The sequence below is a fragment of the Bacillus sp. B1(2022) genome (genome assembly GCF_040259625.1).
Lineage (GTDB): Bacteria > Bacillota > Bacilli > Bacillales > Bacillaceae > Bacillus > Bacillus velezensis.
On record NZ_JANIFO010000004.1, the window covers coordinates 88,501 to 102,659 of the forward strand.

Annotated in this window: 19 protein-coding genes, 1 pseudogene and 1 riboswitch; of the genes and pseudogenes, 12 read left to right on the plus strand and 8 right to left on the minus strand. The window is 46.2% G+C overall.

Features of this window, described 5'->3' with window-relative positions; genetic code table 11:
* Positions 1–126: 126 nt before the first annotated feature.
* Both metC and NQS30_RS08935 read right to left on the minus strand, forming a co-directional pair.
* Positions 127–1,302 (minus strand): cystathionine beta-lyase, encoded by a 1,176-nt coding sequence (gene metC, locus NQS30_RS08930; RefSeq protein WP_015239589.1) that lies wholly within the window; start codon positions 1,300–1,302, stop codon positions 127–129.
* The gene (locus tag NQS30_RS08935; RefSeq protein ID WP_132106242.1) at positions 1,295–2,416 is read right to left on the minus strand and encodes a methionine biosynthesis PLP-dependent protein; all 1,122 of its coding nucleotides are present in this window, start codon (positions 2,414–2,416) and stop codon (positions 1,295–1,297) included. The genes metC and NQS30_RS08935 overlap by 8 nt, the downstream gene beginning before the upstream one ends.
* Before the next feature lie 69 nt (positions 2,417–2,485).
* Positions 2,486–2,611, minus strand: a riboswitch (SAM riboswitch).
* A 174-nt stretch (positions 2,612–2,785) separates the two neighbouring features.
* On the opposite strand from NQS30_RS08935, the gene NQS30_RS08940 reads away from it, so the two are divergent.
* From NQS30_RS08940 to NQS30_RS08965, 6 genes and pseudogenes are all read left to right on the plus strand, one after another.
* Positions 2,786–3,508 (plus strand): esterase family protein, encoded by a 723-nt coding sequence (locus NQS30_RS08940; RefSeq protein ID WP_007409075.1) that lies wholly within the window; start codon positions 2,786–2,788, stop codon positions 3,506–3,508.
* A gap of 25 nt (positions 3,509–3,533) precedes the next feature.
* The gene (locus NQS30_RS08945) at positions 3,534–4,049 is read left to right on the plus strand and encodes a YjcG family protein (RefSeq protein ID WP_003154969.1); all 516 of its coding nucleotides are present in this window, start codon (positions 3,534–3,536) and stop codon (positions 4,047–4,049) included.
* 4 nt (positions 4,050–4,053) lie between these two features.
* A complete protein-coding gene (locus NQS30_RS08950) occupies positions 4,054–4,485 on the plus strand; it encodes a GNAT family N-acetyltransferase (protein WP_061581917.1) in 432 nt (143 codons plus the stop codon).
* A gap of 159 nt (positions 4,486–4,644) precedes the next feature.
* Entirely contained in the window at positions 4,645–4,878 is a 234-nt protein-coding gene (locus tag NQS30_RS08955; protein ID WP_007409078.1) for an AbrB/MazE/SpoVT family DNA-binding domain-containing protein, read from the plus strand.
* Positions 4,879–5,617, plus strand: a pseudogene (locus tag NQS30_RS08960) (ABC transporter ATP-binding protein).
* Positions 5,610–6,332, plus strand: a complete 723-nt coding sequence (locus NQS30_RS08965) for an ABC transporter permease (protein WP_015239588.1) — start codon at positions 5,610–5,612, stop codon at positions 6,330–6,332. The pseudogene NQS30_RS08960 and the gene NQS30_RS08965 overlap by 8 nt, the downstream one beginning before the upstream one ends.
* A gap of 41 nt (positions 6,333–6,373) precedes the next feature.
* On the opposite strand, the gene bla is transcribed toward NQS30_RS08965, so the two are convergent.
* Both bla and NQS30_RS08975 read right to left on the minus strand, forming a co-directional pair.
* A complete protein-coding gene (bla, locus tag NQS30_RS08970; protein WP_218791563.1) occupies positions 6,374–7,123 on the minus strand; it encodes a subclass B1 metallo-beta-lactamase in 750 nt (249 codons plus the stop codon).
* Between the two features lie 68 nt (positions 7,124–7,191).
* Entirely contained in the window at positions 7,192–7,446 is a 255-nt protein-coding gene (locus NQS30_RS08975; protein WP_007409082.1) for a hypothetical protein, read from the minus strand.
* A 120-nt stretch (positions 7,447–7,566) separates the two neighbouring features.
* Between NQS30_RS08975 and NQS30_RS08980 the strand changes: the two genes are divergently transcribed.
* Complete coding sequence (locus NQS30_RS08980; protein ID WP_032866141.1) at positions 7,567–9,852, plus strand: ATP-dependent helicase; 2,286 nt, start codon at positions 7,567–7,569, stop codon at positions 9,850–9,852.
* Between the two features lie 68 nt (positions 9,853–9,920).
* Here NQS30_RS08980 and spoVIF read toward each other — a convergent pair whose 3' ends face one another.
* From spoVIF to NQS30_RS09000, 4 genes are all read right to left on the minus strand, one after another.
* Positions 9,921–10,175: a sporulation-specific transcription regulator SpoVIF gene (spoVIF, locus tag NQS30_RS08985; RefSeq protein WP_003154986.1), complete on the minus strand. Its 255-nt coding sequence runs from the start codon at positions 10,173–10,175 to the stop codon at positions 9,921–9,923.
* A gap of 166 nt (positions 10,176–10,341) precedes the next feature.
* Complete coding sequence (locus NQS30_RS08990) at positions 10,342–10,503, minus strand: YjcZ family sporulation protein (protein WP_007610678.1); 162 nt, start codon at positions 10,501–10,503, stop codon at positions 10,342–10,344.
* Positions 10,504–10,594: 91 nt separating this feature from the next.
* The gene (locus tag NQS30_RS08995; protein ID WP_012117306.1) at positions 10,595–10,792 is read right to left on the minus strand and encodes a hypothetical protein; all 198 of its coding nucleotides are present in this window, start codon (positions 10,790–10,792) and stop codon (positions 10,595–10,597) included.
* Between the two features lie 286 nt (positions 10,793–11,078).
* Positions 11,079–11,435 carry a DUF1360 domain-containing protein gene (locus NQS30_RS09000; RefSeq protein ID WP_015239585.1) on the minus strand — a complete coding sequence of 119 codons (357 nt, stop codon included), beginning with the start codon at positions 11,433–11,435 and terminating at the stop codon, positions 11,079–11,081.
* 170 nt (positions 11,436–11,605) lie between these two features.
* Here NQS30_RS09000 and NQS30_RS09005 point away from each other — a divergent pair, with 170 nt between their 5' ends.
* The 5 genes from NQS30_RS09005 (at position 11,606) to cotZ (ending at position 14,159) form a co-directional block, all read left to right on the plus strand.
* A complete protein-coding gene (locus NQS30_RS09005) occupies positions 11,606–11,992 on the plus strand; it encodes a spore coat protein (RefSeq protein WP_003154992.1) in 387 nt (128 codons plus the stop codon).
* Positions 11,993–12,029: 37 nt separating this feature from the next.
* A complete protein-coding gene (locus NQS30_RS09010) occupies positions 12,030–12,344 on the plus strand; it encodes a hypothetical protein (RefSeq protein ID WP_015239584.1) in 315 nt (104 codons plus the stop codon).
* Positions 12,345–12,436: 92 nt separating this feature from the next.
* Positions 12,437–12,937, plus strand: a complete 501-nt coding sequence (locus NQS30_RS09015; protein WP_015239583.1) for a spore coat protein — start codon at positions 12,437–12,439, stop codon at positions 12,935–12,937.
* A gap of 150 nt (positions 12,938–13,087) precedes the next feature.
* The gene (locus NQS30_RS09020) at positions 13,088–13,570 is read left to right on the plus strand and encodes a CotY/CotZ family spore coat protein (RefSeq protein WP_003154995.1); all 483 of its coding nucleotides are present in this window, start codon (positions 13,088–13,090) and stop codon (positions 13,568–13,570) included.
* A 145-nt stretch (positions 13,571–13,715) separates the two neighbouring features.
* Entirely contained in the window at positions 13,716–14,159 is a 444-nt protein-coding gene (cotZ, locus tag NQS30_RS09025; protein WP_015239582.1) for a spore coat protein CotZ, read from the plus strand.

Below are 14,159 nucleotides of genomic sequence, written 5' to 3' on the forward strand. Positions count from 1 at the left end.
TGTTGCTGGGTATGTTGTTGTCTCTCTGACATTTATAATTATATATCCTGATTTCTCATTCGTCAACACTTTTTTTATCTAAAATAAAAAAAGGGCGCGTCACAAAATTGACGGCGCCCTTTTCGTTTATGATCTCACTTGGGCGGGAGTTATTTTTTTCAATGCCTGTTCGAAGTCCCGTTCTAAATCTTCGGCGTTTTCGACTCCTACGCTCAGGCGCAGAAGGCCGTCTGTGATGCCGCGTTTCTCCCTCTCTGCTTTCGGCATGGCGGCATGCGACATGGCTGCAGGGTATGAGAGAATGGACTCGACGGCGCCGAGGCTGACGGCAAATACCGGAAGCGATACGTTTTCGACCAGCTTTTTGACGGCTTCTTTGCTTTCCAATTCAAAAGACAGGACGGCGCCCGCTCCGCTCGCTTGACGTTTATGGGTATCGGCTCCCGGGTGTCCGGCAAGGCCGGGATAGTAAACGTTTTTGACGGCGGGATGCCCGTCAAAATAGGCAGCCAGCCTCTCAGCCGTCCGGCTTGCTTTTTCCAGTCTGACCTGCAATGTTTTTAAGCCTCTCAATACGAGCCAGCAGTCCTGAACGCCGAGCACCGCTCCAAATGAGTTTTGCAGCTTATACAGCTGATTGCCGAGCTCTTCATCCTTTACGGCGGCAAGGCCTGACAGCACGTCACTGTGGCCGCTTAAAAATTTCGTCGCGCTGTGAAGCACGATATCTACGCCGAGATCAAGCGGCCGTTGCAGTGCAGGCGTCATGAATGTATTGTCAAGGTATGTCAGGCAGCCGTGATCCTTTGCCAATTTGACGAGGCCCTTAATATCCGTGATGCCGAGCGTCGGGTTTGACGGTGTTTCCATATAAATGGCTTTCGTATTCGGCCGGATGGCGCGGGCGACCGCTTCTGTGTCCGTCATATCGACAAAGGTATGTTCGATCCCGAAACGGGACAGAACCTCAGTCACCATGCGGAATGTTCCGCCGTACACGTCCTCCGTGACGAGAACATGGTCGCCTTGGGATAAGAGCAGAAATGCCGTCGAAATCGCCGCCATTCCCGAGCTGAAAGCAAAGCCTCTCGTTCCGCCTTCAAGACCTGCGATCGTTTCTTCAAGCGCTGTTCTTGTCGGTGTGCCTGAGCGGCTGTAGTCATATGTCCCGAATTCTTCAAATGAAGACTGATGGAATGTGGAAGCATGCTGGATCGGGACGCTGACGGCTCCGGTGGCTCCGTCTGTTTTAAATGGATTGTGCACGAGCTGGGTTTCCAGCGTCCAATTGTGATTACTCATATGACACGGCCCCCTCTTTTACTTGCTGTAATGCCTGCTTTACATCCCGCTTCAAATCTTCTGCATGTTCAATGCCCACTGAAAATCTCAGCAGACGGTTGCAGACGCCGTTTGCGATACGGATGTCTTCAGGAATATCCATGTGCGTCTGTGTCGCGGGGTATGTAATAAAGCTTTCCACCCCGCCGAGACTTTCTGCGAAACAGATCGTTTTCAGCGCCTTTAAAAACGGATTGACCCATTCCTCTTTTTGCAGCCGGAAAGACAGCATCCCGCCTTTTCCGGGATATAACACATCGGCGATTTCTTCTTCCTGTTCTAAAAATTCCGCAAGTTCACGGGCGTTTTCTTCATGACGGCGCATTCTGAGTCCGAGTGTTTTCATCCCTCTCATTAAAAGCCACGAATCAAACGGCGGGAGAACCGCACCGATCGCATTTTGGTGATTAAACATGATCTCGCCGAGCTCTTCATCCTTTACGACAGCAAGACCGGCAAGGAGATCATTGTGCCCGCCTAAATATTTTGTGGCGCTGTGAATGACGATGTCCGCTCCCAGTTCAAGCGGGCGCTGTAGCACCGGGGTATAAAACGTATTATCGACAATCAAGAGCAGGCCGGCTTCTTTCGTAATCCGGGCGATTTTTTCAATGTCCGCCTCCTGCATTAACGGGTTTGTCGGCGTTTCAACAAATACCGCTTTCGTGTTTTTCGTTATTTTGGAGCGTAAACAGTCTTCATCGCTGAAATCATCGTAAATAAAGCTTAAGCCGTATTTTCTCCATTCGTTTTCAAACAAACGGTACGTGCCTCCGTATAAATCGGAGGATACAATCAATTCATCTCCGCTTTTAAATAAAGCCATAATCGTTTGAATGGCTGCCATTCCCGAGCTGAAAGCAAAGCCTCTCGCACCGTTTTCCAACACGGCGATAGCGTCTTCAACGAGCTGGCGTGTCGGGTTTTTCGTACGCACATAATCAAAGCCTGTAGATTCTCCAATTCCTCTATGTCGGTAAGCGGTGGACAGATAAATCGGCGGACTGACCGTTCCCGTTGCTTCTTCGCTTCTATTTCCGATTTGGGCTAATTTTGTATCAACATGCTGCGTCATCAGTAAGCACCATCCTTTTTCAAAAATAAAAAAGCCCCCTCTTCATAAGAAGAAGGAGCTTTTCTCTTCCTCTTATCTTCCAAGCATGTGAATCGCTTGCTGGATTTAGCACCTTGGCACTTTGCCTTCCCGCGGCAAAGCAAACCGGTTGCTGAGGTTTCAAAGGGCCAGTCCCTCCACCTCTCGTGATAAGAATATTGTTTTGTATTTTCTGATTGTTCTATATTAACGCACTATAAAATGGATTTCAACAACTTTTTATTTATCTGAACTCTCGCAAGAAGTGCATCTGAAGAAAGAAATTTCTAATAATTCATGGTACAATAGGAAAAAACCATCAAGACAAGAAGCGGCCTGGAGGAATGCGAAGTGGCATCAAAAAACGGAATCATTCATGAGAAAAAACTTTTCTCCCATGAGCTTGAAGAGGAAATGACCGTTTTGGTCTACCTGCCCGCCACCTTCTCCCCCCTGTATAAATATCATACGGTCATCGCTCAGGACGGCCATGATTATTTCAGATTAGGGAGAATCGGGCGGCAGGCGGAAGAGCTTATGTCAAAAGGGGAAATTGACCGCTGCATCATTATCGGCGTCCCTTATAAAAATGTGCGGGAGCGAAGAAACACATACCATCCAGAAGGCTCTAAGTTCGCCTCATATAAGCGGTTTATCGCAAATGAGCTCGTTCCTTTTATCGACAAAGAATACCCGACTTATCAAGTCGGATACGGCCGCACCATGATTGGGGATTCCCTCGGCGGAACCGTTTCGCTCATGACGGCGATTGACTATCCGAACATGTTTGGAAACGTCATCATGCAGTCTCCGTATGTTGACGGGCACGTGCTGGATGCCGTCCGGCAGTCGGAGGATCTCAAACAGATTTCCGTTTATCATCAAATCGGAGAAAAAGAAACCGGCGTTCACACGACAGACGGCCAGGTTCTTGATTTCACCGCGCCGAACGAAGAGCTCAAACAGCTGCTGGAAAGCAAACAGTCTGAATACACGTATGAAACCTTCGACGGGGATCATAAATGGACCTACTGGCAGCCGCTCATCACGCCGGCGCTGAAAAAAATGCTGTAACCATTCATTTAAGGAGGGAACTTTCATGAAATACGGTATTGTTTTATTTCCATCAAAAAAATTACAGGATCTCGCAAATTCGTACCGGAAACGCTACGACCCGAGCTACGCGCTCATTCCGCCGCATCTGACGGTAAGAGATCCGTTTGAAGCGACAGAACAGGAAATCGAGCAGGTCGTATCACAGCTGAGACAGACGGCGAAAGAGTCGCATCCGCTCGTTCTGAAAATCACAAAATACAGCTCGTTTTCTCCTGTGAATAATGTGATATATATGAAAGCAGAGCCGACGGAGGAATTAAAATCTCTGAGTGAGAAATGCTACTCAGGAGCATTATCCGGCGAGCCGGAATACAGCTTCGTTCCGCATGTCACGGTCGGCCAGAAGCTGTCGTCAGATGAACATTCCGACGTACTCGGACAGCTGAAAATGCAGGACATTTCCCACGAAGAAGTCATCGACCGTTTTCACTTGCTCTATCAGCTGGATAACGGCTCATGGACTGTGTACGAAACATTTTTATTAGGCGGAGGAGAATAACTGCTTGGAATCCATCATCGCAAAAACTGAAAAACAGCTAAACGACGCTTTTTTCATCAGAAAAGAGGTCTTTGTTAAAGAACAGCACGTTCCGGAAGAAGAAGAGATTGATCAATTCGAAGACACGTCAGAGCATATAGTCATATATGACGGCGGCCAGCCGGTCGGAGCCGGCAGATGGCGCTTGAAAGACGGGCATGGAAAATTAGAGCGCATCTGCGTGATGAAAAGCCATCGTTCTTTAGGCGTCGGAGCCATCATTATGCAGGCGCTTGAAAAAGCGGCGGCAGCCAAGGGCGCCGACAGCTTTATCTTACATGCGCAGACGCAGGCGGTTCCGTTTTACGAAAAACAAGGATACCGCGTCACATCCGGCGAAGAATTTCTCGATGCGGGCATCCCCCATCTGGAAATGATAAAGGAACACAAACGATAAAATCAAAAGCACTCCTGTTATATGGCAGGAGTGCTTTTTTTATGAAAATAATACTATTTCATGAATTTTATTGCATTTTATGGAAGGTTAATGTATGTTTAGTATGCGAAGTATTACAATTCATACAAAAAGTACAATTCATATTTCGGAGGGATAAACATGACGGCACCAAAAGGAAAACACATATTCGGGACTGTTAAAGTGGGTACAAAAGGACAGATTGTCATTCCTAAAGAAGCAAGAGATGTTTTCGATATAAATCCGGGGGATTCACTGCTTATGCTCGGAGATGACCAGCAAGGTATCGCACTTGTTAAACAAGAACTCTTTTTCGAGTTTGCAAAAGATATTTTAAACGCTAAGCAAATCGATGAAGATAGCGAGGATGAGTAAATGCACGCGATTGAGCTGAAGCAATTAACGAAACATTATAAAGAAACCGCCGCCGTTGACCGTCTTGAGTTCTCAGTTGAGAAAGGGGAATTTTTCGCTTTACTCGGTGAGAACGGAGCCGGAAAAACGACATTAATCAGTATGCTTTGCGGACTCCTTTCTCCGGATGACGGTGATGCATCAGTGCTTGGACACAGTATTTTGACTGATTTGGATAAAATAAAACCGAAATTGAATATGTCCCCGCAGGAAACAGCCATCGCTCCTCATCTAACCGTACGGGAAAACTTAGAGTTTATAGCCGGAGTCTACGGAATTCCGAAAAAAGAAGCAAAAAAAAAGAACAGATGAGATGCTCGAATTGTTTCAATTAAAAGAGAAAGAAAGAGCAAAAACAAAAACATTATCAGGAGGAATGCAGCGCCGCCTCAGCATCGCAATGGGAATGATCACCAAGCCGGATATTTATTTCTTAGATGAGCCGACATTAGGGCTTGACGTCCGTTCACGCCGCGAGTTGTGGAAAAATCTTGAGGCATTAAAGGGTGACATGACGATTATTTTAACGACACACTATTTAGAAGAGGCTGAAGCCCTGGCAGATCGTATTTGCATTTTAGAAAATGGGACTTTAAAAGCACTGGGTACGGCGGAGGCTCTGAAAAAGCAAACTCATTCAGCCACATTTGAAGATGCCTTTTTAGCGATTTGTGACGGGGAGGCGGGTCTTTATGCTTGATTTCGCCATTCGCAACCGCAAAGAAATTTTTCGTGACCCCCTGTCTATTATCCTTGGAATCGCACTGCCTGTTATTCTATTGTTTCTGTTTACGGCGATTGAAAAAAATGCGCCGCTTGATACCTTTAAAATTCAGCATTTAGCACCCGGACTCATTGTTTTCGGTTTTGCTTTCCTTACGATGTTCTCTGCATTGCTGATCGCAAAAGACAAACAGACCGCCCTTTTGACCCGTTTGTTTGCTTCCCCTTTAAAAACAGCCGATTATGTCATCGGTTATGCAATACCGATGCTGCCGTTAGCCATTTTACAAATCGTCATTTGTTTTATCGCAGCAGCGGCTGCCGGTTTATCCGCCGAGTGGATGAATCTTCTCGCAGGTATCGCTGTCTTGCTGCCGATTGCGATGATGTCCGTTTTCTTCGGTTTATGTTTAGGGGCTGTGTTTACGGACAAACAAATTTCAGGCATCGGAACGATTTATATTACACTCGTGCAATTTCTGGGCGGGGCTTGGATGGAGGTGAGCCTGCTCGGTGACACATTCAAACATATCGCTTATGCCTTACCGTTTATTCACTCGATCGAGCTGGCCCAGGAAGTCATATCCGGAGATTATTCTTCCTTTCATCAGCATATTTGGCCGATAGCGGGATATACCGTTTTGGCGCTTGCACTTGCTTTCCTCAGTTTTATGAAAATCAGGAAGAGATAAAAAAAGCCGGCACTCCGTAATGGGAGCGCCGGTCTTCTTTATTACGTTTCTTTCAGAAGGTTTATCGTATGCGGTAGCAGACGGTCATCCCCCGGACTGCCATGGCCCGGAACGACAATGCTGATGTCCTGATATCTTTTCATGACTTTGCGGACCGCGTGCGGCCACTGATCCGGATAAAAGCCCGGAGTAGGCACGATTTCCTTTGTTTCTAAAGCTTTGATTAAGCAACCGCCGAATAAGAGCTTATCCTCAGGCAGCCAGACGGTAATATTGTCTTCCGTATGCCCTTTTCCCGGATAAAACGTTTCAATTTTCATATCGCCAAACTGCAGCTTTGTCACGTTTTTCAAATCTCCGAGCGGCCGGTCATATCCCTGCTCTCGGGCGAAGTCGGCGGTCAGTTTCGTGCTGTGCACCTTTACACCGTATTTGTACAGGGTATTCAGACCGCCGATACGATCATCATGGGCGTGTGTCACAATGGCATCGGTCATCCTTTTGCCGGGAAACCGCTTTTTTATTTGTGTCATTAATTGCTCTGTGAGACTGTCATTCCACGGAGTATCAATCAGTACGATTCCTTTGGAAGTCTCAAGAAGCAATCCGTTCGCAGGGACGGGATTTCCGTCTGCCGTACCGGTGCTTGTATGCATCCAAACATGCGGCGCCAGCTGTGTGAGAGTGACATCTTTTGCTGCGGAGCTCTCCGCCGCGTGTGCCGGTTTCATTCCGGCAGTAAAGAGGCCGAATAGAAATAACCCCGCAATTAATAATGAAAGCTTTCTCAAATTGAATCATTCCTTTCCGCATCTTTCATATATACGACTCAAAAAAGCCCGGATATATCCGGGCTTTTTCACACGTATTGATTTATCAACCGGCCTTTTCCCATGATTTGCGGCAGACGGGAAAGAGAGCGCTTACGTTTTTCCTCATGTACTTTCTTTTCTGCGGCTGCGGTGTTTTCCTGGCGGCGCTCCACCTCTCTGTACACCCTGTCATTGGCAAGGGCGGCCGCTTTCGTAATGCCGGCATAATCAGACTTATAACCCGCTGCCCGGTTTGCGTATTGAGAATACTGCTGGTTTTGAATCCGTCCTGCATAAATCATATGTACCCCTCCCCTTCGCTTTTCATTTCCCTTAATCTTACTTTTTGAAACGCTGTTCTTTTGTTATGATATTCTCTGTCTATCAAATGGATGAACACCTTTTAATGGGAGGACCCCTTTTTGAAATGCGCCCGACTGAATAACCGAACGATACATTTACATACATATTCTAGAGAACATTACCAATTCCTTTTTGAAGAAGCTCAGAAAGGAAATATTTTTTGCGCACATTGTGAGCAGCCCGTCTTGATGCGGCTTTCGATTTTAGAGCAGCCGGCATTTTATCACCGGCAAAAGGGAGACTTCACCGCCTGTGAAAAAGCATGCGCGGCCGAGGAACCACAAGCGGAGAAAGAAAAAGAAGAGTATAAGGAAGCCGGCATGTTCCGCCTGCCGAAAGGAAAAGCGATTTCAGAGAATCCGAAACCGATCGTCTCAGAATGGAAAAGCCCGAAAAAAGTGCCTGCGGCCGAACCGTTTTCACCAACATCCGAGGCGGCTGATACATCTTTGTTCCCCGGCATCGGCCTGAACCGCGAACAGATGAAGGCAGTTACTGAAACGGACGGGCCTTTATTAGTGCTTGCCGGAGCGGGAAGCGGAAAAACAAGGGTGCTGACAGCACGCGCCGCCCATATGATTGAACACCTCGGCATTTCACCTGAAAATATGCTGCTTGTGACCTTTACGACAAAAGCCGTCGCCGAAATGAAAGAGCGGATGGCGAATGAGTACGGTCTGGCAGCCGGAAAAGTCTCCCGTCTCGTGACCGGAACATTCCACAGTTTTTTCTATAAAATACTCTGTCATTATGATTCTTCAAAATGGAACGGCAGCCAGCTTTTAAAAATGGAGTGGCAAAAAGAGCAATATGTGAAAAAGGCGCTCTATGAAGAAAATTTGGATGAAAAAGAGTTTCCCGTCGACCAGGCGCTTCAGCTTATCGGCTGCTGGAAAAACACGTATCTCCCCCATGAGACCATTCCGCTTGCGGACGACTGGGAGAAAAAAGTGTACAGGCTTTACGAACATTACGAACGGCAGAAGCGGGAAAAACGGCAATTTGATTTTGATGACATGGCCCAAGGCTGTTATGAACTGTTTCAAAGCCGGCCTGATATTCTCGCGCAGTACCAAAACAGATTTTCTCATATTTTGATTGATGAGTTTCAAGATATCAATCCTGTCCAGTACAACATTATGCAAATGATCGCAAGCCCTGAGAATAACCTGTGCTGCGTGGGTGATGACGACCAATCCATTTATGCGTTCCGCGGCAGCAGCCCGTCTTTCATTTTAGATTTTCAGAAAGATTACCCGGCAGCAAAGACCATTTACTTAACGGCAAATTACCGATCGCCTCATCCGATCGTCTCAAGCGCTCATGCCGTCGTAAAGAAAAATAAAAAACGGTATGAAAAAACACTTTCTGCCGTCAAAGACGGCGTTCACAATCCCGTGATGTTTTATCCTTACGATGAAGAAGAAGAAGCGACCATGATCGTTTCGGATATGAAAGAGAAGATTCAAAACGGGGCGAGTCCTGACGATTTTGCCGTACTTTACCGGACAAACAGCGCCGGACGGGCCATTTATGAAAGACTGCATCAATCATCGATTCCTTACCATGCCGACAGGGGCGTGCAGACGTTCTACAGCCGCAGAATCGTACGCCAGATCCTCGCCTACTTATATGCGAGTCAGAATGAAGATGATCCGGATGCGGTGAAAGACCTGCTGCCCGCCTTATTTTTAAAGCAATCCGCCCTGCAAACGTTAAAGGCGCTGTCAATTACGGAAGATTGCACGATGATTAAGGCACTGACGAAACTGCCTGACCTGAAGCCTTTTCAAATAGGGAAGATCAAGCAGATCGTTCCGTTTTTCGCAAGCATCCGGACAATGAAGCCGGTTGAAGCCATCACCTTTGCAGAAAGCAAAATGGGTTTTTCCGAGTATTTAAAAAAACGGGGCAATGAGGGAAACAAACTGGAAAAAGGCTCTGATGATCTCAGGGATGTCAAAGTGGCCGCCAAAAAATTCAAAACCATTCCCGATTTTCTTGCGCATGTCGATCATATGCGCGCCGCTGAGAATCTGAAAACCGATGAAAACGGCGTCGAACTGCTGACCATTCACCGCTCTAAAGGTCTTGAATTCAATACGGTCTATATTTTAGGCGCGGCTGACGGCTCGATCCCCCATGACTTCGCGCTTGAGACGGCGAGACAGGGCGATCCCGCTCCGCTCGAAGAAGAAAGACGGCTTCTGTATGTCGCAATGACAAGGGCCATGCAGCATTTATATGTATCTTGTCCCGCGTACAGGCGGGGAAAAACAGCGCGCAGCTCAAGATTTCTCGAGCCCCTTCTTCGGACGGACAGACGGAGCGCACTCAGGATATAAAGAACCCGGCAGATCACTGCCGGGTTCTTCTCACATAAAAAGGCCTTTTTAGCAAGGCCGGCTGACGCCTATTTATTGTTCAGCATTTTAGAAATGGTGCCAAAATCAAGTTTCTCTTTACCGCTTGTAATAGATTGAACGATTTTGTCTTCCAATTCTTTCGGAACACGCTTGTTAGCCAGCTGGGACACCTTCTGAATGACGCCTCTCACCGTGTTTTCATCTTTGAAATTGGCATTTTGCAATGATCCTGCAAGGTTCATGACATCCTTCATGCTGACGCCTGTTTTCTTCTCAATATTTTTGAAAAATTGATTATCCATGGTGTGCCTCCTTTTGTGGAGTAATACGATATTGTATGAATAAAGAGCGGAACATGTGCCCGTAAGACAAGGAAAAAATTCCGAGTGCCCCGTCTCTATACTCCTTCATACATCAGGGAAGCACGGGACTGAACGGTCCCGCGCTTATCCAAGGTCTTGCTAAGGTTTAGCCAAAAAAGGATGCACCGACAATGATCAGAAGGATGAACAATACGACAACAAGAACAAATGTTGAGCCGTATCCGCCTCCGACATAGCCGCCTCCGTATCCGCCGCAGCCGCCATAACCGCCGTAGCCGCCGCCGAATCCGCCATATCCGAATCCCATATCTAAGCACCTCCTTTACTCTCTATACTCTATGTGAGCCGACTTGTTTGGCTTGGATAAATGCATAGGGCCGGTGCGGATTTCATTCATTTTAGTGAGAATGCTCATTTTTCTTCAGTTTTGCTTCTGTTTCGGCGGCAAACACATCTATCCATTCCTCAAAGCGCGATCCCGCTTCATCAAACTCAGACAGCTGTTTTTCAATAGATAAGATATATTTGTCATGCTCCCGCTGGTTTTGATTGTGCCGGCGGTATTTACCGTTTATGAATGATTCAAATATATTCATAACATCCCCTCCTCCTATGATCTATGCCGAACAGAGGCCGGCGTTCGGCAAAAAACAAAAAAACCGGAAGTTCCGGTTTTTTAGAAAAAGGCTATTTCGGTTTTTTCTTTTGGCCGCAGCCGCAGCCTTTTTTCTTGATTTTTTTTTCGTAAGGCTGATGCACAGTTGATTTGTATGGAGAATGTTGGGAAGGTTTGCTTGATTGACTCATGGTGATCCTTCCTTTCCTTATGTCATATATGCCAGTTTATGCCGAAGGTGACGGTAAGTTGCTGGTGGAACCGCCTTATTCCTGCAGAAGACGAGAAACCGCAGCTTCAATGATCCCGGCCGCGCCGGCTATGGCTAACAGCAAAATCAGCCATTGCGCAGCCTCGGGTACCACAATCTGGACCGCAATTAAAAAGGCGGCGCACCACACGCCCGTACACCAGTAGCAGCTGAGAAGTTCACCGATAAATGCCCTGATGCCTTTTCCTTTTATGACAATGTAGGTTTCTGTCGTGCCGTCGGGTGCGGTTTCTGTTTTTTCCTCGTGAAAAAGGCTCCGAAGCGGCGCCATAATGGTGTCAAATACGAAAAGCCTGGCCAGCCGGAAAACGGCAAACGATAACAGAATAAATGAAAGCCAATTGATAACCACCTGTTCACTCCTTTTCAAAACTTGACCTCTTTATACATATGCGAAAACCCTGATCTTCATGAATCGCACCTTGTCCGGTAAAAAAATAGGTGCGGTTTAGTTGTTTTTCTTATTCCGCTCGGCGTTTCATTTGCATTATATAAAGTATGAATGAGAAAGGAGTGAAGGTTATGTCGTTTGAAGAAAAAGTCGAAACACTGCAACCGCAAATATACGAACAATTATCCAACGAATTCGAGCAGACGATCGAAGTGATTGATTGCGAAAATGTCACAATAGATACAACACATATAACGGCCGCTCTTTCTATACAAGCCTCAGTTACTACGGCGATTATCCTCGCGACACAGCTCGCGATCGCAGATGAAGACACAGCCGACCAAATAGCAACCGAACTGCTGATCCTGGATGATTGCCAAATAAAAAAGAGGACCGTCATTCAAGTCCTGAACAGCCGCAATATTAAAATCACACTGACTGCAGACGATATTATGGCCTTTGTACAAATTTTGTTTCAATTATTAAATATACTTTTTGCTGAACTAGACATCCTTTAACCTTTCTTTTCAAATATTTAAATAGAGGTGAGAATAAATGGCAGATAACGAAAAATTAAAAAAAGAACTCGAAAATCTACCAGAAGTGGATCCGCTTTTAAAGGTGCTTGTCAGCAATGTCTTCAAAAAACACGGCGTGACAAAAGATAAAATGCGGGAAATTCCTGATGAAGAAAAAGAAATGCTGATCGCATTAGTCAAAGACATGCAGGCAAAAACAGAAGCTTTTCTTGAAAGCCAGAAACAGAAAAAAGAGCAGGAAAAAGCGCAAGATCAGCAGACCAATCCGCAAACCCGCAGAGAACAATTAATCGAACAGCTCCGGCAAAGACGCCAAAATCCCGGTCAATAACTAAAAAATAGTGATTTTTATCAGGATAGATGCCTGAGTCAAAGTAAGGGGCCGGCTCATTTAATAATAGTAAAAGAAAAGGAGGAATAGATATGGAAAGCAGACCATACTCTTGGGTTGCACTTGATCCTGAATGCGAACATCCGCGAGAAGAAAAAGAAGAAAAAGAAGGCAGAAGATGTAATGTTTGCTGTAACGGACATGGATTTGGCGAAGATAATGCCTTCCTTGACCAAGACCTTGCTCAAGCGAATATCAACAAACAAGTTTCTGAAGAAGCGATTATTATCAGAGACTCTTGTGATATTAACGTGACGTCAACAGACGTTCAAGCAGTCGCTTCAGTCATGACAGCGATTAATGCAGCAGTCGTAACGGCCACTCTCACTTCAATTGCTGACGGAGTCATCGCTGAATTGGTCGCACAAGACTTATTGCAGCTAACAGCTAACAAACAAATCAACCGTCAAAAACTGCTCATCGAAAACTCCCGCGGCGTAAACGTGACAACAGTAGATGCCGATATCGCAGTTTTGATCTCAACAGCGACAAATTTACTGATTGCTGTCTTAGTCATCACCCTTGTCCTCTAAAAAGAAAAAGCAGAGCTAAAAATGCTCTGCTTTTTCTTATTTTCTCCGCATATGATGAATATATAGACGTTCACCCACACCAAGTGAGGCTCGCGTACATATGTTGTTAAAGACAAAAGTCAAATACCCTAAAAGAAGGAGCTGAAATCCATGAGCTGCGGAAAACACCATGGCCGAGATGAAAGTTGTGTATGCGATGCAGTCGAGAAGATTTTAGCAGAACAAGAGGCTGTTGAAGAACAATGCCCGACTGGATGCTATACCAATCTGTTAAGCCCGACGGTTACCGGTAAAGATACCATCCCGTTTCTCTTGTTTGATAAAAAAGGCGGTTTGTTCTCCACATTCGGGAACGTCGGAGGCTTTGCGGATGACAGCCAGTGCTTCGAGTCTATTTTCTTCCGGGCAGAAAGAGTTTGTGATTGCTGCGCAACGCTTTCAGTATTGCGCCCCGTAGATGTGCACGGCGACACCCTCAGCGTCTGCCATCCTTGTGACCCGGATTTCTTCGGTTTAGAAAAAACAGATTTTTGCATTGAAGTTGATCTGAGCTGCTTCAGCGCCATTCAATGCCTTTCACCGGAGCTTGTTGACCGGCCTGAGCCGCACAAAGAGAAAAAGCATCACGGATAGTCATTGATTCGCATCTTTCCTAAAGAAGAATCCCCTTCCAACCTTCTATTACAGATGCAATCATCAGCCCGCCCGGATTTCCGGGCGGCTGACTCTCCGATATCGTTTAATCCGGTATATAAAACGTGAAGTCAGGAGGGATATTATGAGCAAGCATACAACATACTGTGTGCGTGAAGCGGTAGAAAATATTGAAGACCTGCAAAATGCGGTCGAGGAAGATTGCCCAGCCGGATGCTTTTCCAACCTTTTATCGCCGGGTTTTTCATTAGGCGATACAGTGCCGTTTGTGCTTTTCACTTCTAAATCATCACCGTTTACCGCATTCGGAAATGTCGGCGAGCTGGATAACGGTCCGTGTTTTAACACCGTTTTTTTCAGAGTTGAAAGGGTCTGTGACGGCTGTGCCACATTAAGCCTGCTTATTGCTTTTGACGAGCATAAGCACATTCTTGATTTTACAGATAAAGACTCTCTCTGCGATGTATTCCGTTTAGAAAAAACGAACTATTGCGTTGAAGTCGATCTCCATAGCTTCTGCGCCATCAATTGCCTGAACCCGAGACTGATCAACCGCACACATTCTTAA

Excerpts from the sequence above, each read along its gene's own strand:
- metC (WP_015239589.1), bottom strand. The coding sequence starts at position 1,302 with ATGAGTAATCACAATTGGACGCTGGAAACCCAGCTCGTGCACAATCCA.
- NQS30_RS08935 (WP_132106242.1), bottom strand. The coding sequence starts at position 2,416 with ATGACGCAGCATGTTGATACAAAATTAGCCCAAATCGGAAATAGAAGC.
- NQS30_RS08945 (WP_003154969.1), top strand. The coding sequence starts at position 3,534 with ATGAAATACGGTATTGTTTTATTTCCATCAAAAAAATTACAGGATCTC.
- NQS30_RS08955 (WP_007409078.1), top strand. The coding sequence starts at position 4,645 with ATGACGGCACCAAAAGGAAAACACATATTCGGGACTGTTAAAGTGGGT.
- NQS30_RS08965 (WP_015239588.1), top strand. The coding sequence starts at position 5,610 with ATGCTTGATTTCGCCATTCGCAACCGCAAAGAAATTTTTCGTGACCCC.
- NQS30_RS08975 (WP_007409082.1), bottom strand. The coding sequence starts at position 7,446 with ATGATTTATGCAGGACGGATTCAAAACCAGCAGTATTCTCAATACGCA.
- spoVIF (WP_003154986.1), bottom strand. The coding sequence starts at position 10,175 with ATGGATAATCAATTTTTCAAAAATATTGAGAAGAAAACAGGCGTCAGC.
- NQS30_RS08990 (WP_007610678.1), bottom strand. The coding sequence starts at position 10,503 with ATGGGATTCGGATATGGCGGATTCGGCGGCGGCTACGGCGGTTATGGC.
- NQS30_RS08995 (WP_012117306.1), bottom strand. The coding sequence starts at position 10,792 with ATGAATATATTTGAATCATTCATAAACGGTAAATACCGCCGGCACAAT.
- NQS30_RS09005 (WP_003154992.1), top strand. The coding sequence starts at position 11,606 with ATGTCGTTTGAAGAAAAAGTCGAAACACTGCAACCGCAAATATACGAA.
- NQS30_RS09010 (WP_015239584.1), top strand. The coding sequence starts at position 12,030 with ATGGCAGATAACGAAAAATTAAAAAAAGAACTCGAAAATCTACCAGAA.
- NQS30_RS09015 (WP_015239583.1), top strand. The coding sequence starts at position 12,437 with ATGGAAAGCAGACCATACTCTTGGGTTGCACTTGATCCTGAATGCGAA.
- NQS30_RS09020 (WP_003154995.1), top strand. The coding sequence starts at position 13,088 with ATGAGCTGCGGAAAACACCATGGCCGAGATGAAAGTTGTGTATGCGAT.
- cotZ (WP_015239582.1), top strand. The coding sequence starts at position 13,716 with ATGAGCAAGCATACAACATACTGTGTGCGTGAAGCGGTAGAAAATATT.